This window comes from Nocardia sp. NPDC049526 (assembly GCF_044465765.1).
Lineage (GTDB): Bacteria > Actinomycetota > Actinomycetes > Mycobacteriales > Mycobacteriaceae > Nocardia.
Map to the genome: position 1 here is coordinate 92,238 of NZ_JBITMA010000009.1, position 19,881 is coordinate 112,118.

The 19,881-nt window shown below is 66.9% G+C and carries 16 protein-coding genes; all 16 read right to left on the reverse strand.

Annotated elements, in window-relative coordinates; all coding sequences use genetic code 11:
• Nucleotides 1–165 precede the first annotated feature (165 nt).
• The 16 genes from ileS to ACIBW7_RS27205 all read right to left on the reverse strand — a co-directional run bounded on the left by ileS (nucleotide 166) and on the right by ACIBW7_RS27205 (nucleotide 19,832).
• A complete protein-coding gene (ileS, locus tag ACIBW7_RS27130) occupies nucleotides 166–3,297 on the reverse strand; it encodes an isoleucine--tRNA ligase (RefSeq protein ID WP_397050999.1) in 3,132 nt (1,043 codons plus the stop codon).
• 294 nt (nucleotides 3,298–3,591) lie between these two features.
• Nucleotides 3,592–3,792 (reverse strand): hypothetical protein, encoded by a 201-nt coding sequence (locus ACIBW7_RS27135; protein ID WP_040688662.1) that lies wholly within the window; start codon nucleotides 3,790–3,792, stop codon nucleotides 3,592–3,594.
• 87 nt (nucleotides 3,793–3,879) lie between these two features.
• Nucleotides 3,880–4,743, reverse strand: a complete 864-nt coding sequence (locus ACIBW7_RS27140) for a DivIVA domain-containing protein (protein ID WP_397051002.1) — start codon at nucleotides 4,741–4,743, stop codon at nucleotides 3,880–3,882.
• An 80-nt stretch (nucleotides 4,744–4,823) separates the two neighbouring features.
• Nucleotides 4,824–5,114, reverse strand: a complete 291-nt coding sequence (locus tag ACIBW7_RS27145) for a YggT family protein (protein ID WP_040688811.1) — start codon at nucleotides 5,112–5,114, stop codon at nucleotides 4,824–4,826.
• Nucleotides 5,115–5,203: 89 nt separating this feature from the next.
• The gene (sepF, locus tag ACIBW7_RS27150) at nucleotides 5,204–5,980 is read right to left on the reverse strand and encodes a cell division protein SepF (RefSeq protein ID WP_387294952.1); all 777 of its coding nucleotides are present in this window, start codon (nucleotides 5,978–5,980) and stop codon (nucleotides 5,204–5,206) included.
• Nucleotides 5,981–6,085: 105 nt separating this feature from the next.
• A complete protein-coding gene (locus ACIBW7_RS27155) occupies nucleotides 6,086–6,835 on the reverse strand; it encodes a YggS family pyridoxal phosphate-dependent enzyme (protein WP_397051004.1) in 750 nt (249 codons plus the stop codon).
• Entirely contained in the window at nucleotides 6,832–7,557 is a 726-nt protein-coding gene (gene pgeF, locus ACIBW7_RS27160; RefSeq protein ID WP_397051006.1) for a peptidoglycan editing factor PgeF, read from the reverse strand. Before pgeF ends, ACIBW7_RS27155 begins: the two co-directional genes overlap by 4 nt.
• Nucleotides 7,558–7,595: 38 nt before the next feature.
• Nucleotides 7,596–8,834, reverse strand: coding sequence for a cell division protein FtsZ (gene ftsZ / locus ACIBW7_RS27165; RefSeq protein WP_397051008.1), 1,239 nt, complete (start codon nucleotides 8,832–8,834; stop codon nucleotides 7,596–7,598).
• A gap of 322 nt (nucleotides 8,835–9,156) precedes the next feature.
• Nucleotides 9,157–9,849, reverse strand: coding sequence for a cell division protein FtsQ/DivIB (locus ACIBW7_RS27170; protein WP_397051010.1), 693 nt, complete (start codon nucleotides 9,847–9,849; stop codon nucleotides 9,157–9,159).
• A gap of 6 nt (nucleotides 9,850–9,855) precedes the next feature.
• On the reverse strand, nucleotides 9,856–11,295 hold the full coding sequence (gene murC, locus ACIBW7_RS27175; protein WP_397051641.1) for a UDP-N-acetylmuramate--L-alanine ligase: 1,440 nt from the start codon (nucleotides 11,293–11,295) through the stop codon (nucleotides 9,856–9,858).
• 92 nt (nucleotides 11,296–11,387) lie between these two features.
• Nucleotides 11,388–12,515, reverse strand: coding sequence for an undecaprenyldiphospho-muramoylpentapeptide beta-N-acetylglucosaminyltransferase (murG, locus tag ACIBW7_RS27180; RefSeq protein WP_397051012.1), 1,128 nt, complete (start codon nucleotides 12,513–12,515; stop codon nucleotides 11,388–11,390).
• Nucleotides 12,512–13,990: a putative lipid II flippase FtsW gene (gene ftsW, locus ACIBW7_RS27185; RefSeq protein ID WP_397051014.1), complete on the reverse strand. Its 1,479-nt coding sequence runs from the start codon at nucleotides 13,988–13,990 to the stop codon at nucleotides 12,512–12,514. The genes murG and ftsW overlap by 4 nt, the downstream gene beginning before the upstream one ends.
• Nucleotides 13,987–15,432 (reverse strand): UDP-N-acetylmuramoyl-L-alanine--D-glutamate ligase, encoded by a 1,446-nt coding sequence (gene murD / locus ACIBW7_RS27190; protein ID WP_397051016.1) that lies wholly within the window; start codon nucleotides 15,430–15,432, stop codon nucleotides 13,987–13,989. The genes ftsW and murD overlap by 4 nt, the downstream gene beginning before the upstream one ends.
• Nucleotides 15,433–15,481: 49 nt before the next feature.
• Nucleotides 15,482–16,558 (reverse strand): phospho-N-acetylmuramoyl-pentapeptide-transferase, encoded by a 1,077-nt coding sequence (gene mraY / locus ACIBW7_RS27195; protein WP_397051018.1) that lies wholly within the window; start codon nucleotides 16,556–16,558, stop codon nucleotides 15,482–15,484.
• Nucleotides 16,555–18,147: a UDP-N-acetylmuramoyl-tripeptide--D-alanyl-D-alanine ligase gene (gene murF, locus ACIBW7_RS27200; protein ID WP_397051020.1), complete on the reverse strand. Its 1,593-nt coding sequence runs from the start codon at nucleotides 18,145–18,147 to the stop codon at nucleotides 16,555–16,557. Before murF ends, mraY begins: the two co-directional genes overlap by 4 nt.
• Nucleotides 18,144–19,832, reverse strand: a complete 1,689-nt coding sequence (locus ACIBW7_RS27205) for a Mur ligase family protein (RefSeq protein WP_397051023.1) — start codon at nucleotides 19,830–19,832, stop codon at nucleotides 18,144–18,146. Before ACIBW7_RS27205 ends, murF begins: the two co-directional genes overlap by 4 nt.
• Nucleotides 19,833–19,881 lie beyond the last annotated feature (49 nt).

Sequence of the window (19,881 nt, forward strand, 5' to 3'; positions counted from 1 at the left end):
TGGGTGGGGGGTGTTTGTGCCCCACCACAACCGCTAAACAAAATCTTGGGGTTTTTTTAAAAAAAACATATTCCGCCCGCGGGGGGGGGCCCGGGGGGGGGGGGCGCCCCCCCCCCCCCCCCCCGACTGCCGTTCGCACGACGGTGCTCCAGCCGAGCCGCCGCGTCAGACCTTCGCGATCGACACCCGCACGCCACCGACGATTTCGGCGGCATCCGCGCCCGGATCGCCGAAAGTCAGCTCGGTGGCGAGGATTTCGCCCGCGATGAGATCGCGATGGGTCTGCGCCCAGACCTGCCTATCGGCGGGCACCGCGAGCACCACGGTGATGCGATCGGATACGTCCAGCCCCAGGGACTTTCGCGTCTCCTGCAGATCGCGGATCACATCGCGGGCCCAGCCCTCGGCCTCGAGCTCCTCGGTCACCACCGAATCGAGCACGACCAAGCCGGCATTGCCGGGCAGGGCCGCGGTGGACTCCGGCTCGGCCGCGACCAGGCGCTGGGAGTACTCCTCCGGCAGCAGCTCGATGCCCGCCGCGGCGACCACACCGGCGGCGTTCTCGGACCATTCGCCCGCCTTCACCGCCTTGATCACCGTCTGCACATCCTTGCCGAGGCGCGGGCCTGCGGCGCGAGCGTTCACGACCAGCTCGAAACGGCCGTGCACGGCGACATCGGTAGTCAGGTCGACCTTCTTGACGTTCACCTCGTCAGCGATGATGTCGGCGAACGGACGCAGCCGCTCGGCATCGGGCGCGGCGATGGTGACCTCGGCCAGCGGCAGGCGCACCCGCAGATTCTGCGCCTTGCGCAGGCTCAGCACCGTCGAGCAGACCACCCGGACCTCGTCCATGGCGGCGACCAGATCCGGATCCTCCGGCAGCTCTCCCTCCTTGGGCCAGTCGGCCAGGTGCACCGACTGCTCGCCGGTCAGCCCGCGCCAGATCACCTCGGAGATCAGCGGCAGCAGCGGCGCGGCCAGCCGGGTGATGACCTCGAGCACCGTGTGCAGGGTGTCGACCGCATCCTTGTCCTCCTCCCAGAAGCGCGAACGCGACCGGCGCACATACCAATTGGTGAGCGCGTCGGCGAAGGTACGCAATTCCTCGCAGGCGCCTGCGATGTCGTAGACCTCGAGCGCCTCGGTCATCACATCCCGGGTCGCGGCCAGCTTGGCCAGGATGTAGCGGTCCAGCACATGTGGCGAATCCGTGCGCCACACACCCGTTTTCGAGGCGTAGAGCTGCAGGAAGGTCCACGCGTTCCACAGCGGGCGCAGCGCATGGCCGACCCCCTCACGGATGCCGCGCTCGGTGACGATGAGATTGCCGCCGCGCAGGATCGGCGAACTCATCAGGAACCAGCGCATCGCATCGGAACCGTCCCGGTCGAACACTTCGTTCACATCCGGGTAGTTGCCCTTGGACTTGCTCATCTTCAGTCCGTCGTCACCGAGCACGATGCCGTGCGCGGCAACGGTTTTGAAGGCCGGACTGTCGAACAGCGCGGTCGAGAGCACGTGCAGGTTGTAGAACCAGCCGCGGGTCTGCCCGTTGTACTCGACGATGAAGTCGCCCGGGAAGTGGCTGTCGAACCACTCCTTGTTCTCGAACGGGTAGTGCACCTGGGCATACGGCATCGAACCCGATTCGAACCAGCAGTCCAGCACCTCCGGCACCCGGCGCATGGTCGACTTACCGGTCGGATCATCGGGATTCGGCCGGGTCAGCTCATCGATCATCGGCCGGTGCAGATCGGTCGGGCGCACGCCGAAGTCACGCTCCAGCTCGTCGAGCGAGCCGTACACATCGGTGCGTGGGTAAGCGGGATCATCGGAGACCCACACCGGGATCGGGCTGCCCCAGTACCGGTTGCGGCTGATGTTCCAGTCTCGGGCACCCTCGAGCCACTTGCCGAACTGTCCGTCGCGGATGTGTTCGGGCACCCAGGTGATCTGCTTATTCAGCTCGACCATTCGGTCGCGGAACTTGGTCACCGCGACGAACCAGGACGGCACCGCCATGTAGATCAGCGGCTGACCGGAGCGCCAGCTGTGCGGGTAGGAGTGCTCGATCGTCTCGTGCCGCAGCAGTTTTCCGGCCGCCTTGAGATCCTTGATGATCGCCGGATTGGCGTCGAAGACCATCAGGCCCTCGTACGGCGGCACCATCGAGGTGAACTTGCCGCCCGGATCCAGCGGCTGCACGATCTCGATGCCGTTGGCGGTGGCGACATCCATATCCTCCTCACCGAAAGCCGGTGCGAGGTGCACGATTCCGGTGCCGGAGTCGGTGGTCACGTAGTCGGCGGTCAGCACGCGGTGCGCGTTGGGATGACCGAGGAAGAAGTCGAACGGCGGTGCGTAGGACAGACCCGCGAGGGCGGCACCGTCGAACTCGCCGAGCACCTCGGGCTCATTGCCGAATTCGCGGGCGTAGTGCGAGACCCGTTCGGCAGCCAGCAGGTAGCGCTTACCGTCGGTGCCGCGCACCAGCACGTAGCGCACATCCGGATGCACCGCGATCGCGAGGTTCGACGGCAGCGTCCACGGCGTGGTGGTCCAGATGAGTGCGTTCGCGCCGTCGAGTTCGTGCAGCGGATGCTCGCTCGGCACGCTCAGCACCATATCGACGGTGACGGCCGGATCCTGCCGCATCTTGTAGGCGTCGTCGAGTCGGCTTTCCTGATTCGACAGCGGGGTCTGCTCGTACCAGCTGTAGGGCAGCACCCGGAAGCCCTGGTAGATCAGGCCCTTGTCATACAGCGACTTGAACGCCCACATCACCGACTCCATGAAGTCGAGATCCAACGTCTTGTAGTCGTTGTCGAAGTCGACCCAACGGGCCTGACGCGTCACATAATTACGCCATTCCCCGGTGTAGCGCAGTACCGAGGATTTACAGGCCGCGTTGAATTCCGCGAGCCCCATGGCATCGATCTGTGATTTGTCCGTGATACCGAGCTGCTTTTCCGCTTCGATTTCCGCGGGCAGTCCGTGACAGTCCCAGCCAAAACGTCGATCGACCTGCTTGCCGCGCATCGTCTGGAAACGCGGGACCACATCCTTGACGTACCCGGTGAGTAGATGTCCATAATGTGGCAACCCGTTGGCAAACGGCGGCCCGTCGTAGAAGACGAACTCCGCTGCTCCCGAACGGTTCTCGATGCTGGCGCGGAAGGTATCGCCGGTAGCCCAGGCGTCGAGTACCCGACGCTCCAGGTCAGGGAAGGATGCCCCGCTGCCAGCGCCCAGATCGACGCGCGGGTATGCGCTGCTGGAAGGTTCGTCCGCCATCGCGGATACGTCTCCTCGTGCCGCCGCGCCGTGGCGCGTATGTGTCAGCACGGGGACGATGACGACGCCGGTTGCGTCGAAACCGCGGTACCACCCCGCTTGTCCGGGCGGTGCGCCGATCCGCGCGACCAACCAGGACCTCTCGTTTCGAGCTGTGACGGGCTCACCCGTTCGGTTCTACTGAGTGCGGCCAGCGCACCGTTCTTCCGAAGACTCCCCGGTGATGGCCGGATCTACGCCGATTACATGTTTGATTCTAACCAGGACGGTCAAACCAGTTTGTCGGGCCCACGATTACCGTTTGGCATGCCGACCAGGTGGCGGCGCGGCATCGCCATCGGAGCTGCGCATAGAAAGCGCGCTCACCAGCAACAGCACAGCGCCCACGATACAGATGAGGATGCACCCCCATGCCCACAGCACCGACCCGGTGGTCAGCGCGGCCACTAGCAGGGCGAACCCGATCGCCGCAAGGACGAGCGTCAAGACGAGCATATTGACCCCCTAGGCATGCCAGGCGGCTCGGCGTACCTCTAGCTACTTGAACAGCAACTACAGCAGAGATATCTCTCTACTACGAGATTACTTGGCGCCCTTGGCGAACGAGGCGGGAGCGAGATTGTTCGCGGTATTGGCGTCGACGAAGGCCTCGCCGCCGTCCACCGGCACCGCCGAGCCACGGTTCTCCAACTCCTCGAGCTGGGACTCCAGATACGACTTCAGCCGCACGCGGTATTCCCGCTCGAAGGTCTTGAGCTGCTCGATCCGGCTCTCCAGCACGCTGCGCTGCTGGGTGATGGTGGCCATGATCTCGGTGTGCTTGCGCTCGGCATCGGCCTGCAGCGCATCGGCCTTCTCCTTGGCCTGCCGTAGCTGGTTGTCCGAACGGGTCTGGGCGTCCGACAGCATCGCGTCCGACTTCTGCCGCGCATCGGCGATCATCGCTTCCGAGCGGGTTCGCGCATCACCGACCAGGCGTTCGGAATTGGCCCGCGCATTCGAAAGCAGGTTCTCCGCTTCGAGCTTCGCATCGCTGGTCAGCCGGTCCGCCATCTCCTGGGCGAGACTGAGCACCTTGGCCGCCTGCAGGTTCGCATCGGCGCTCGGCGCATCCTTGGCTACCGGTGCCGCGACCGGCATCGGAGGCGGCGGCGGGGCCTGCTGCACCGGCGGCTTGATGGGCTCGGGTGGGGGCGGCGGCGCTTGCTGGACCGGCCCTTTCACTGCGGCGGCATTGGCCGGACCGCGATTCTTCTTGGCGTCGGCCAGTTCCGCATCGAGTTCGGCAACCCGCTGGCGCAGGTCAGCGTTCTCCTCGATCAGACGCGAGAGCTCCTGCTCCACGAGATCCAGGAAGGCATCTACTTCATCCTCGTTGTAGCCGCGCTTCCCGATCGGCGGTTTGCTGAACGCGACGTTGTGCACATCGGCTGGGGTCAGCGGCATGGAAGGATCCCTTCGCGCGTCTTTTGGAGATCTAGCAGATCTAGCAAGCTATCTTCTCGGTTCATTCTGTCACACCAGGGCTACCCGTCGGCGTGGCCGCCCACAAACGTCATCGAGATGAAGACGACGAAAAGCAGGACCATAATCGACAGATCCAGCCGAATTCCTCCCAATGACACCGGTGGTATCAGCCGCCTCAGGAGTTTCACCGGAGGATCGGTGATCGTGAAGATCACCTCGAGGATGACGACGACGAAGCCGCTCGGGCGCCAGTCTCGGGCAAAGCTGCGGATGAACTCAACGATCACTCGGCTGATCAACAACAGCCAGAAGATGAACAGTACGAAGTACAGCACCGCAAACAAGGCCACGACCTCACTCTGCCCCAAAATCCGCGTCGCGCAAAATGACCACACCGCCCCATACGCAACGGGTCTAACAGAACCCCCGGATCACAGCGCTATTTCTGGTTGTAGAAGCCGGTTTCGGCGATCCTGCGACGTTCTTCGGCCGAGACATCGACATCGGCCGGTGAGAGCAGGAACACTTTGGTCGCGACCTTGTCGAATGAGCCACGCAGCGCGAATGCGAGGCCGGCGGCGAAGTCGACCAGCCGCTTTGCGTCGGCATTGCTCAGATCGACCAGGTCCATGATCACCGGATTGCCCTCGCGGAAGCGCTCACCGATGATGCGGGCCTCGCTGTAGTCGCGCGGGCGCAGCGTCGTGATCTTGGACAAGGGACCTCCGTCCTCGAAGATCCCCGGCCGGCGGGCGGGCGCGGGCTCGGGGCGCACGCGCTCCTCCAGTCGCCGCTCCTCGGCCTCGGGATCGACGGCGAGCGCACCCCTGGTGGCTCCCCGCAGCATCGGCGCATTACCGCCCGCGCGGAATCGGGACGCGCCAGGCGCGGCATCGATCCTGGTGGGACGCGGCCGCGCGTCATAGCGGTCGTCCACATAGGGCTCGTCGACATAATCGTCGCGCCGAGACACCGGGTATCCCGCCTTGTACGGCGACTTGTACGCCGGCTCAGGGTAATCCGGCTCATCGTCGTAACGGTCTTCGGCATAGCGGTCCGCGCCGTAACCGGCGCGCTCGGAATAGTCACGGGGCCGGGGACGACGTGAGCCGCGCTCGTCCACACCCCGGGGGGCCGGCTCGGCGACATAGTCGTCTTCGTAATCCTCGAGCGGAACCATGCCGAAGTACGCCTTGAACTTGTGCAGCGTGCTCATTTCATAGACCTTCCTTCGGCCCCGGTGGCGGCCGGGTGTTGAAGTCTTGCTCAGTCCTCTCCAGTCCCAGCATATGTGTCGAATGTGACTGATGAGGTTTCTTTGCTACGCCGAGGTTATCGGTCGAGCGCCCATCAAGGCGGTACCGACACGCACACAGGTAGAACCGTGTTCGATCGCCGATTCCAGATCACCCGACATGCCAGCGGAGAGTTCGGTCGCTTCCGGATGGTCCGCGCGGATCAGCGAGTACAAATGTGCAAGGCGTGCAAAAGCATCGTCGGGAACGGCGTCGAGCGGGGGAATCGCCATCAGGCCCGCGAGCTGCAGTCCCGGCGCGGTGGCTACCCGATCGGCCAGTGCCGCAAGATCTTCCGGAGCGACGCCACCGCGACCCGGATCCTCGTCCAGGCTAACCTGTATCAAGACGCGAACCGGTTCGCCGCGCTCCTCAGTGTCCAAGGCAGCCCGCGCCGCGGTGTCAAGGGCCGTTGCCAAGCGTTCGCTGTCGACCGAGTGCACCGCATGTGCCCAGCGCGCGACGATCCGAGCCTTGTTGCGCTGCAGCCGACCGATCATGTGCCAGCGCACATCCGCGAGGTCGGCCAGTTCGGCGACCTTCGCGGTGGCCTCCTGCTCTCTGGACTCGCCGAATTCCCTGCAGCCCAAGCGATGCAGGATGGCGATATCGGTGGCCGGGAAGAACTTCGTCACGGGCAGCAGCCGCACCGAGTCCGGATCACGCCCGGCCGCATGACAAGCCGCGCCGATTCGCTTGTTCAGATCGGCGAGATTCGCCGCGAGTTCGGCGGTCCGGCCGTCCATGGCCTCGGCCGCAATGGATTCCGTACTCATGCGTCCGCCTGTATCCAGATGACACCGGCCATGCGCCCGGTCGGTGCGCCGCGGCGATGACTGAACAGCGTCTTGTCCTCGATCGTGCAGCGCGGATCGGTGGCCACCCCGCCGATTCCAGCTTCGGTGAGCTGCCTGTTGATTCCGGCGCGCAGGTCGAGTCCGGGTGTGCCGCGCACGGTGGTCGTCGCACTGCCGGGCAGATGCGCCTCGACATCGGCGCGCATCGCGGCGGGCACCTCGTATTGACGGCCCGATGCGGCCGGACCGAGGAAGGCGCCGATCCGCTCGATGCGGGCGCCGGCCGAAACCATCGCGTCCAATACCCGCGGCACGATGCCGATGCGCGCACCGATTCGCCCGGCGTGCACGGCCGCGATCACCCCTGCTTCGTCGTCGGACAGCAGGATCGGTACGCAGTCCGCGGTGAGCACCACCAATGCCAGCCCCGGCACGGTCGTCACCAATGCGTCGGTGGCGGGCACCGGCGCATCCCGTGGCCCATCGATGATTTCGACATTGCGCCCGTGGATCTGTTCCATCCACACGAGCCGATCCGGTGTCAGGCCGATACCCTCGGCCAGCCGGTCCCGGTTCCGCTGAACGGTCGCCGGGTCGTCCCCCACATGATCCCCGAGATTGAACGAATCGTATGGCGGCGCCGAGAAACCGCCCGCTCTGGTGGTCGTCACTCGTCGAACGGTCAATGTCGGCGCTGTCATACCTCCGAGCCTAGTAGCGCTCGGAGGGTTGAGCCTTCCTACCGACGCATGAACGACGGCACGTCGACATCGTCGTCGTCATCGGAATCCGGCGGCTCGATATGCGAGCGCGTATTGTGCGTTGCCGTCGGCTCGGCCAGCGTGCGGGCCCGCTCGGAATCCCGGTAGCTGGGCACCGCACCCCGAGTGGAGCTGGTTTGACCTGCGGTGGAAGCGGTTTCGGCACGCGAGGCGGCGGCGATCTCACTGGTCCGGCTGGTCTGGCCGATCTCACCGGCCCGGCCCGAACCGATCGCGCCGCGGCCCGCCTCGAAGGTGCGCCTGGCCGGACCGCCGCCGTCGAAACCGGCCGCGATCACCGTGACGCGAACCTCATCGCCGAGGGAATCGTCGATGACGGTACCGAAGATGATATTCGCCTCGATATGTGCCGCCTCCTGCACCAGCGAGGCCGCCTCGTTGATCTCGAACAGACCCAGATCCGAACCGCCCGCGATCGAGAGCAGTACGCCGTGCGCACCGTCCATCGATGCCTCGAGCAGTGGCGAATTGATCGCCGATTCGGCGGCCTTGACCGAACGGCCCTCGCCGCGCGCCGAGCCGATGCCCATCAAAGCGCTGCCCGCGCCGGACATCACGCTCTTCACGTCGGCGAAGTCGACGTTGATCAGACCCGGGGTGGTGATCAGGTCGGTAATGCCCTGCACACCGTTGAGCAGCACCTCATCGGCGGAGCGGAAGGCGTCCATCAGGCTGACCGCCGCATCGCCGAGCTGCAGCAGCCGATCGTTCGGGATGACGATGAGCGTGTCGCAGGATTCGCGCAGCAGGTTGATGCCCACTTCGGCCTGGTTGCCACGGCGCTTGCCCTCGAACGAGAACGGCCTGGTGACCACACCGATGGTGAGCGCACCGAGTTTGCGCGCGATGCTCGCGACGACGGGTGCGCCACCGGTACCGGTGCCGCCGCCCTCACCCGCGGTGACGAAGACCATGTCGGCGCCCTTGAGCACCTCTTCGATCTCGTCCTTGTGATCCTCGGCGGCCTTGCGACCGACCTCCGGGTCGGCACCGGCGCCGAGACCGCGCGTGAGCTCACGGCCGACGTCGAGTTTGACGTCGGCATCGCTCATCAGCAGCGCTTGCGCGTCGGTGTTGACCGCGATGAACTCGACTCCCTTGAGTCCCTGTTCGATCATCCGGTTGACGGCATTCACGCCGCCGCCGCCGATACCGACGACCTTGATCACAGCAAGGTAGTTGTGCGGGGGCGTCATGGGCTCTCGCCTTCCTTCGATCTAAAGTCTGTCGTTTTCGGGTTCTCGACATTCGGCCTGTGACAGTCCGGGCAAACTCTAAACCTCAACCACAGGGTTAGCGTTATGTCAAGTATCCGACTGCTGCGGAACGCTATTCGCAGCCGCCGCGATAGACGCGCAGGCGCGCCGAAACGACTGACAGAATCTTGTGTGATCCCTCTCGTCTCGCCGCGCAACACGTCGTATCGTGAACGGTTGCCCCCGAACCCCCGGTCTCGCTGGGCTGTTCCCACTGCGGTCACAGTTCCATCGAAAAACCCCTGGGCACAATGGGTATCGATCACTTTACCGTGACCAGATTCGGACTCGAAACATCGAACACCGTTCCATCGCGGGTCAACAGCGGCATCACCACGGCCGCCTTGCGTTCCGCGTCATTAGTTCCTCCCCACAGTACCGCGCGGCCGTCGCGCAGGTTCAGCGAAATATCCGAAATCGACCGCGCGACAACCTCGTCCACTTGCACGACCAGCGCCGCAGGCAGCACCGACAGAACCGAGGCCGCGGCCCGGGTGACCGGATCGTCGCCGCCGGGATGTTCGGTGGTGAGCTTCGGAACGCCGATGGGCGTGTCTTCGATCGCGAACTCCACACCCTCCGCATCAAGCAGATGCGCGCCTTGCGGACTGTCCCAGAACAGTACTGGCGTGCGCTCCACGACCGTCACCTTGACGGTGGACGGAAAGACGCGTTGCACCCGTGCGGTGCGGACTTTCGGAAGGCTCGCCACCCGCCTGGCCATCGCATCGGTGTCGATGCGCAGCATCGATCGGCCGGACGGGATCTCGAGTTTGTCGTGCACCTGTTCCTCGGGCACCGCGACCAAACCGTCGACCTCGACCGTGCTCGCCGAAAGCACCGGGGTGAACCAAGCCAGTACAACGACAACGGTAAGGACGCACACGCCGAGCAAACTCCACAGACGCAGGCGACCCCGGTGTGCCCGGTCGAACCAGTCACCCGCGGTTCGCATGGCGGGTCACCGCCCGTATTGCGGACGAGCTCGCAGCCCATCGAGAATCTGGCTGCCGAGCATCGTCACATCGCCCGCGCCCATGGTGATCACCACATCGCCGGGCAGTGCCAGGCCCGCGACCTGACGACCGACCCGCGACATATCCGGCTGGTAGTGCACGGGTTTGGTAACGGCTTGTGCGACGAGTGCGCCGTTGACGCCGGGCAGCGGCTTCTCCCGCGCACCGAAGACATCGAGCACGACAACCTCGTCGGCAAGGCTCAGCGCCGCGCCGAAATCCTGGGCGAAGGTGGCGGTGCGGCTGTAGAGGTGGGGTTGGAACACCACGATGACCCGGCCCTGTCGGGAGCGCGCACCGTCGCGGGCCTCCTGCTGCACCAGCTCCGCGGCCGCGCCGAGTACCGCGCGCACCTCGGTCGGGTGGTGGGCGTAATCGTCGAAGACGCGCACCCCGTTTTCCCGGCCCACGAACTGGAACCGGCGATGCACACCGCCGAAACCCTCCAGCCCCTGGATGATTTCGTCCATATCCGCACCGGCGGCGCGTGCGGCGAGCAGCGCGGCCAGCGCGTTGAGCGCCATATGCCGACCGGGCACTGCGAGTCGCAGGGTGCGCGGCGCGGCCTCATCGGCGAGCTGGAACTGGGCCAGCCCGCCGACATCGCGCGGCTCCCAACTGTGCAGCCGCACGCCCACCGGCACCGGCGCGTCGGACAGCTCGCCCGACCCGTAGCCGAGCACCCGAACGTTCTTCTCCGCCAATCGCGCACCGACCCGCTCGGCCAGCGCCCGCGAACCGGGATCGTCCAGACACACCACCAGCAGCCCGCCGGGGCCGAGACGGTCGGCGAAATCATCGAATACCTGGACATAGGCCTCATCGGAGCCGAAGAAGTCCAGGTGATCGGATTCGATATTGGTGACCACGGCGACATCCGGGTCGTATTGCAGCAGCGAGCCATCGCTCTCGTCGGCCTCGGCGACAAAGATCTCGCCGGTGCCGTGGTGGGCATTGGTGCCCGCCTCGTTGAGTTCACCGCCGACCGCGAAGGACGGATCGAATCCGCAGTGCTGCAACGACACGATCAGCATGGAGGTGGTGGAGGTCTTGCCGTGCGTGCCCGAGACCAGCAGCGTGCGATGTCCCTGCATCAGTGAGGCGAGCACGGCGGGACGCAACAGCACCGGAATATCGCGCCGATTCGCCTCGACCAGTTCGGGATTGGTCTTCGGGATGGCCGCGTACGTGGTGACCACCGCGGTCGGGCCGCCGGGCAGCAGATCGAGGGCGCTGGCATCGTGACCGATGCGCACCTGCGCGCCGCGGGCCCGCAGCGCGAGTACACCGCGACTCTCCTTGGCATCCGAGCCGGAGACCGAGCCACCGCGCGAGAGCAGGATGCGGGCGATGCCGGACATGCCCGCCCCGCCGATCCCGACCATATGCACGCGCGCCAATTCCGGCGGCAGCGCCGAACGCACCTCGTCGGCGCCGGATTCGACTGCCCCGGATTCGGTGGCATCGGTTCCCGGGGTCACCGGCCGCTCACCTCGACGACAATGCGCGCCAGTTCGTCGGCGGCGTCGCGGTGTCCGGCGCCTGCGGCGGACAGGCTCATCTCGATCAGCCGTGCGTGGTCGGTCAGCAAAGGTATCACCTCGTCGATCACGTATTTTGGGGTCAGCTCGGCATCGGGAACGATTCTGCCACCCCCCTGACGGACGATCGGCCTGGCATTGAGTTCCTGCTCACCGTTGCCGTGCGGCAGCGGTACATAGAACGCGGGCAGACCGACCGCCGATACCTCGGCGACGGTCATCGCGCCGGAGCGGCAGACGACCGCGTCGGCGGCGGCATAGGCCAGGTCCATCCGGGAAAGATACGGCACGGCGATATACCGCGCCCCACCCTCATCCGATTCCGCGACCTCGAGGGTGTTCTTGGGTCCGTGCGCGTGCAGCACCGAGACGCCCGCCGCGGCCAGCTGTGGCGCCGCGCCGGAGATCGCCTTGTTCAACGAGACCGCCCCCTGCGAGCCACCGAAGACGAGCAGGACCGGCCCCTCGGCGGGCAGGCCGAAATGCGCACGGGCCTCGGCCTGCAATGCGGCCCGATCCAGCGACGTAATGGACCCGCGCACCGGAATGCCGATGACCTCGGCCTTGGGCAGACCCGAACCTGGGACGGCGGCAAGCACTCTGGCCGCGCGCCTGGCACCGACCTTATTGGCGATGCCCGCCTTGGCATTCGCCTCGTGTACCACCACCGGCACCGCGCGCCTGCGGCCGAGCGCGCCACGGCCCGCGGCGAGATAGGCGGGCAGTGCGACATAGCCGCCGAAGCCGACGATCACATCGGCCTCGACCGCATCGATGACCGCCCTGGTCTTGGCCACCGAGGCGCGGACACGACCGGGCAGCCGCAACAGATCCGCGCTCGGCTTGCGCGGCAACGGCACCGGCGGGATCAACTCCAGCGGATAGCCGCGCTCGGGCACCAGTTTGGTCTCGAGTCCGCGTTCGGTGCCGAGTGCGGTGACCCGGATCGAATCGTCGAGTCGCCGCAGCGCGTCGGCGACGGCCAGCGCGGGCTCGATATGTCCCGCGGTACCACCGCCCGCGACGATCACCGACAGTGGTTTGCGGGGTCGCTCCGCACTCACCTGGATCTTCCCCGATCTCTCGCATGGTTTATCGGATAGCTCGGCTCCCATGCCCTGGTCGCCCGCAGCGAACTCGTTCCCCGGCTCTCGGGCACGCTCCGCCGACCGGATTCGGACTGGCTGCGCCGCCCCTGCGGCAGTGCGGCGCGCGCCCGGTCGGCCTTGGCCCGTTCGGCCCGTGCCCGCTGTTCGGCCGCCTTGGCCTTGGCCGCGGCCGAGCGTGCACGTGCCGCGTCCGCCTTCGCCGGTGAGTACACCTCCGGCTTGGGCAGTCGCAGCAGTCGGCTGAATCTGCCGTCCTGTCCGGCCTGCAGCGCCGAAATCGCCTCGGGCTCGTGCCGGGCCGCATTGGCGATGATGCCGAACATGAACAGGGTGATCGCCAGCGACGAACCGCCCGCCGAAACCAGCGGCAGCTGCAGACCGGTCACCGGGAGCAGGTTGACCACATAGCCGATGTTGATCAGCGCTTGGCCGGTGATCCAGGTAGTCGCGGTCGCGGTGAGCAGCCGCAAGAACGGATCGACCGAACGGCTCGCGATGCGCAGGCCGGTGTAGACGAACAGTGCGAACAGGCCCAAAACCAGTGCGCAGCCGAGGAATCCGAGTTCCTCGCCGATGATGGCGAAGATGAAGTCGTTGTGCGCGTTCGGCAGGTACTGCCATTTGGCACGGCTCTGGCCGAGGCCGCGACCCCAGATCCCGCCGTCGGCCAGCGAGTACAGCGCCTGGCGCGCTTGGTAATTGATGCCCTGCGGATCGTCGCCCGGATTGAAGAAGGCGCGCATCCGATCCGAGCGATAACCGGCGGACAGCGCGAGTATGCCCGCGGCGATCATGCCCGAAATCGCGATGGTGATGAACAGCCGCACCGGCAGCCCGCCGAACCACAGCAGTGCGGCGAGCACGATGCCCAGCGCGATGGTGGTCGACAGATTCGGCTCGAGCACGACGAGCAGACACACCAGCAGACCGGCAGGCACCAGCGGCACCAGAATGTCTTTCAAGCCGGCCTGTTCCGACCGGCGCGAGGCGAGCAGATGCGCACCCCACACCACCAGCGTCACCTTCACGATCTCCGACGGCTGCACCGAGACCGGCCCGAGGAAGAACCAGCGCCGCGCACCCTGCACCTCGGAACCGATGCCGGGAATCAGCACCAGCAACAGCGCCAGCACCGAGATCGCGAACAGCGGAAACGACCATTGCCGCAGTCGGCGCAACGAAATCCGCAGTGCCAGATAGAACAGCACCGCACCGATCGCGGCGAACATGGCCTGCTGGATGAACAGCGAATACGCCGACCCGCCGTCGACATACGCCTCGACGCTCGATGCCGACAACACCATGACCAGACCGAGCACGGTCAGCAGTGTCGCGATCGTGACGACGAGATGGAACGACGCGAGCGGACGCGCCAGCCAGGCGCCGAACTTGGTGGCCGCCAGCCGATTCCGCCGGGTCGTCTCGGTCATAGATGCCGCCCGATGTCACCGTCTTCCAGCGCGGCCACCGCCGCGGCGAAACTGCGCCCGCGGTGGGTGTAGTCGGCGAACATATCCAAGGAGGCCGCGGCCGGAGCCAGCAGTACGGTGTCCCCCGGACGGGCGAGCCGGGCCGCGGCGCGCACGGCCTGCGCCATCACGGCATCGGCGCTCGCCGCCCCATCTATCCCAGCGTCACCCATCCCTGCATGGTCTCCCGCGCGGACCTCGACAACCGGGACCTCGGGCGCGTGTCGCGCCAATGCGGCCGCGATCACCGGCGCGTCGGCCCCGATCAGCACGGCGGCGACAAGGCGATCGGCGATCTCCTCGACCAGATCCTCGACCGACGCACCCTTCAACTGGCCACCGGCGATCCAGACCACTTGCGGATGACCGAGAATCGATGAGCGGGCGGCGTGCGGGTTGGTGGCCTTGGAGTCATCGATGAATTCGACACCGGACACCTCGCGCACGAAGGCGGCCCGGTGCGGACCGACCTTGTGCTCGATGAGACCTTCCCGCACGAATTGCGGTGCCACATCGATGGCCCTGGTCAGCGCGGCGGCGGCGAGTGCATCGGCCACACCGGCGGGCCCCTTGGGGCTGATATCGCCGACCTCGGCCAGGATGGCGGCCTTGGTGAAGGCGCGGTCGAGCAGTTTGCCGTCCACGACACCGAGTTCGCCGTCGGCGGGTACGCCGATCCGGAAGCCGACCGTCCGGCGCGCCTTACTGCGCCGGGCCAGCGAGGCGGCCACCGGATCGTCGAGTCCGACAACACCGACGCGGCCGTAGAGCGCCCTGGACTTGGCGGCGGCGTAAGCATCGAGGCCGCCGTGCCAATCCAGGTGATCCTCGGCCACATTCAGCACCACACCTGCCTCGGGCCGCACCGAAGGCGCCCAATGCAATTGGAACGAGGACAGCTCGACCGCCAGCACCTGCGGACCGGGATTGCGGCGCAGCGCATCCAGGATCGGCAGCCCGATATTGCCGCAGGCGACACTGGCGATACCGGCCGCGCGCAGGATCGAATGCACCATCGAGGTGGTGGTGGTCTTGCCGTTGGTACCGGTCACCACCAGCCATTTGCGGACCGGACCGTAGATCCTGGCCTGATCGACCCACCAGGCGAATTCGACATCGCCCCAGACCGGGGTGCCCTCGGTCACCGCGGCGGCGAGCACCGGCGAATCCGGCCGCCAGCCCGGACTGGTGATGACCAATGCGAAGCGGCTCCAGTCCGCGGTTTCCAGTTCGGCGCAGGTCGCGATGTCCAGACCGAGCCCGGCCGCCTCGGCCAATGCGGCGGCGCCGCCGTCGGTAACCACCGGACGCGCGCCGATATCGCGCAGCGGTTCGATCAACGAGCGACCCGAGACACCCCATCCGGCCACCAGAACGTCACGGCCACGCAGGAATTCGAGCATAGGCCCCGGTGTTCGCAGGGCCCGCGGAGAATGTTCGACCATCGCTACTTCACCCGACCGCTGAGAGATATTCGCTGTAGAACAGGCCGAGTCCGACCGCCGACGCCATCGCCGCCAACAACCAGAACCGAATGATCACCGTAGTCTCGGCCCACTTGCTGAGTTCGAAGTGATGATGGAACGGCGCCATCTTGAATAGCCGGTTGCGGGTTGTGCGGTACACCGCGACCTGCAGCACCACCGAGGCGGTTTCCGCGACGAACAGCGCACCGATCACGACCATCAGCAGTTCGGTGCGGGTCGTGATGGACAGGCCGGCGAGCATGCCGCCCAGGGCCAGCGAACCGGTATCGCCCATGAAGATCTTGGCGGGCGCGGCATTCCACCACAGGAAGCCGACACACGCGGCGGCGGCCGAGGCGCAGACCAGTGCCAGGTCCAGCGGATCGCGCACGTTGTAGCAGCCCGCCTCCGGGATCGTCGCGCAGGCATTGCGGTACTGCCAGAACGTGATGACCACGTAGGCGCCGAGCACCAGGCTCATCGAACCCGCGGCCAGGCCGTCCAGGCCGTCGGTCAGATTCACCGCATTCGACCAGGCCACGACCAGCAGACAGACCCAGCACAGGAAGATGATCACGCCCATCGATACCGTGGTGATATCGCGGACATAGGACAGATGTTTGCTCGCCGGAGTCAACCCGTTGCCGCCGCGGAACTGCAAGGCGAGGATGCCGAACAGGACTGCGGCGCTGATCTGACCGACGTACTTGCCCGCGGCCGACAGACCGAGATTGCGCTGCTTGCGCAGCTTGATGAAGTCGTCGAGGAAGCCGACCACACCGAGTGCGGTGGTCAGCCCGAGCACCAGAATGCCCGAGGCGGAGGGTCCATCGGCGTCGTAGCCGATGCCGATCAGATGTGAGCCGAGGTAGCCGGCCCACATACCGACCAGGATCGCCACACCGCCCATGGTCGGGGTGCCGCGCTTGGCCTGATGACTGGCCGGACCGTCGACCCGGATCTCCTGCCCGAAGCCCTGCCTGGCGAAGATGCGTATCAACAGCGGCGTCAGCAGGATGGAGACCGCAAGCGCGATCCCAGCCGCGAACAGAATCTGCCTCATCCAAGCGCCTCCGTGCTACCCCGACTTGTTCCCGCACGTTCCGCGCTGGTCAAATGTTCGGCGACCGCCCACAGTCCGACCGCCTTGGACGCCTTGACCAGCACCACATCGCCCGGCTCGACCTCGTTGTCGAGCAGCGCGATGGCCGCGCCGATATCGGGCACGAGGATCGACTCCTCGCCCCACGAGCCTTCCATTACCGCGCCCTGGTGCATCGCGTGGGATGGCCTTCCGGTCCCGACCACGATCAGCCGGGAGACATCCAGGCGCACCGCGAGGCGGCCGATCCGGTCGTGTTCGATGACGGATTCCTCGCCGAGTTCACCCATTTCGCCGAGTACGGCCCAGCTGCGGCGGGGGGTGTCGCCCGCACGTGACATGGTCACCAACGCCTTGAGGGCGGCGCGTACCGAATCCGGATTGGCGTTGTAGGAGTCGTTGACGACGGTGATGCCGTCGGCGGTGGTCCGCACATCCATGCGGCGGGCCGATGCGGCATGCGCGCCGCCGAGTGCCTGCGCAACGGTGTCGAGGTCCGCACCGCATTCGAGTGCGACGGCGGCGGCGGACAGCGCATTGCCGACCTGGTGTTCGCCGTGCACGGCCAGCCGCACCGGGATGCTGCCCTTACTTGTGTGCAGCGTGAAGCCCGCGCGTGCCTCGGCATCGAGATGCACATCGGTGGCGCGGATGTCGGCATTGCCCGCCTGGCCGACCGTCACCACGCGGGCCTGGGTGCGTGCGGCCATCGCGGCCACCTGCGGATCGTCGGCATTGAGCACCGCCAGCCCCGTGGACGGCAGTGCCTCGACGAGTTCGCCCTTGGTCTGCGCGATCGCCTCGCGACTGCCGAACTCACCGAGATGGGCGGTGCCGACATTGAGCACGACACCGATCTTCGGCGGCGCGACCTGCGCGAGCGCGGCGATATGGCCGGGACCGCGCGCAGACAGTTCCAGCACCAGGAAGCGGGTGTCGGCATCGGCGCGCAGCGCGGTCCACGGATGGCCGAGTTCGTTATTGAACGATCCGGGCGGCGCGACGACCGGGCCCAGCGGCGTGAGCACGGCCGCGAGCAGGTCCTTGGTCGAGGTCTTGCCCGAGGAGCCGGTCACCCCGATCACGGTGAGTCCGCCTGCCGCAGTGTTGGATTTGCCGCGCTCACGGGGTCCTGTGTGGTCACGCTCCGCTGCCGCCTCCGAGCCCGTCGCTCCCACGGCGGAAAGACGTTCGACGCTCACCCGGGCGAGCGTAGCGAGCGCGGCCAGCACCGCGGCTCCCGACCCATCCGAATCACCGGCCAGTGCAACAGATTTCGCGGGCACGGTACCCGGGCTGGGAGCCACCACGATCGCGGGCACGCCCACCGGACGGGCCGCGAGCACCGCGACCGCACCGGCGTCCACGGCAGCCTTCGCATAGTCGTGACCGTCGGCCTGCTCACCGGGCAGGGCCAGGAAAAGATCCCCGGAACCGATTCGGCGCGAATCGAATTCGACCGAACCCGTTACCGTCACCTCCGGGTCGGGGGCGTCGTGCAGCGTGCCGCCGACGACCTCCGCGATCTCCCGCAGCGTCATCTCGATCATGAAACCGTCAAGTCCTCCGCGTCCGACCCCTGCGGACTCTGCTCAGTGTTGTCGTCCTGCGGGCCCCGCTCCCGTCGCTCCAACGCCGCCGCGAGCACCTCGCGGTCGTCGAACGGATGCTTCACACCCTGGATCTCCTGCCCTGCCTCATGTCCCTTACCTGCCACCAGCACCACGTCACCGGGACGGGCCCAGTCGACGGCGGCGGCGATGGCCGCGGCACGGTCCCCGATTTCGCGTACTTCACCGCGTTCGGCCTCCGGGACCGCCAGCGCGCCTAGGCGCAGCGCGGCGCGGATCGCGGCCGGATCCTCGCTGCGCGGATTGTCGTCGGTGATGATCAGCAGATCGGCGCCGCGCGCACCGGCCGCACCCATCAGCGGGCGCTTACCCGCGTCCCGGTCCCCGCCCGCGCCGACGACCACGGCCAGCCGACCACCGGTATCGGCCGCGGTATCTGATTTGCGGCGCTCGCGGTGCCCTGCGTGGTTACGCTCCGCCTCCGGGCCCGTCGCTCCCGCCGCGAGATGACCGCGCAGCGTGGCGATCACCGACTCCACCGCGGCGGGCTTGTGCGCGTAGTCGACGATGGCCAGGAAGTCCTGTCCGCGCTCGACCCGCTGCATCCGGCCCGGTACGTCGACGGTGGCCAGTGCGGGCGCGGCGACGGCGGGCTCGACTCCAGCGGCGGCGCACACCGCGACCGCGAGCAGTCCGTTGGCGACGTTGTAGCGGCCCGGAAGCCGCAGGCGCACATCGACATTCGCCCCCGGTCCGGCCGCGGTGAATTCCTGCTCAGCGCCGTGCGCGGATACCTCGCCAGTGAGCTGCCACGTGCCGGAACCGGTGGTGGATACGGTGATCGGAGCCGTGAGATCGGCGGCGAGGCGCCGTCCCCATTCGTCATCGACGCAGATGACCGAAGTGCGTGCGGCGACCGGCGACTCCGATTCGAAAAGCCTGCGCTTGGCGGCGAAGTAATCCTCGAAGTCGGCGTGGAAGTCCAGGTGGTCCTGGGAGAGATTGGTGAACGCGCCAACCGCGAAGCGCACACCGTCGACCCGGCCCAGCGCCAGCGCGTGGCTGGAAACCTCCATCACGACCGCATCCACACCCTGCTCGACCATCAGCGCGAACATGGCGTGCAGCTGCGGCGCCTCGGGCGTGGTCAACGCGCTCGGCACGCGGCGACCGCCGATCCTGGTCTCGATGGTGCCGATGAGCGCCGTGGACAGGCCGCCGGCGGCCAGCCCGGCCTCCACCAGATACGCAGTGGTCGTCTTGCCCGAGGTGCCGGTAATACCGACGATGCGCAGCCGCTCGGACGGATTGCCGTAGAGCGCGCCCGACAGCTCGCCGAGCACCGACCTGGGTTGCTCGCGCACCAGTACCGGCACGCCGAGCTCACCGGCCAGTTCGGCGCCCGCGGGGTCGGTGAAGACCGCGACCGCGCCCCGTTCGACGGCGTCGCGCGCGAAACGGGCGCCGTGCGCCTGCGCGCCCGGCAGTGCGGCGAACAGATCCCCCGGCTGCACCGCATGCGAGCGCTGCTCGATGCCGGTGACCTGGATCTGCGCGAGGTCGGCTCGCGAGGAGCCGGCACCGGTCATGGCCAGTACGGTGGACAACGACGTCGACCGCGGATGGGTCGGCCGGAGCACGTGCTGGCTGGACTGCGCGGGCACAGGGCTCCTCTCGGGAATCGGCACGGACGGGACTGGGTGGATCTATAGG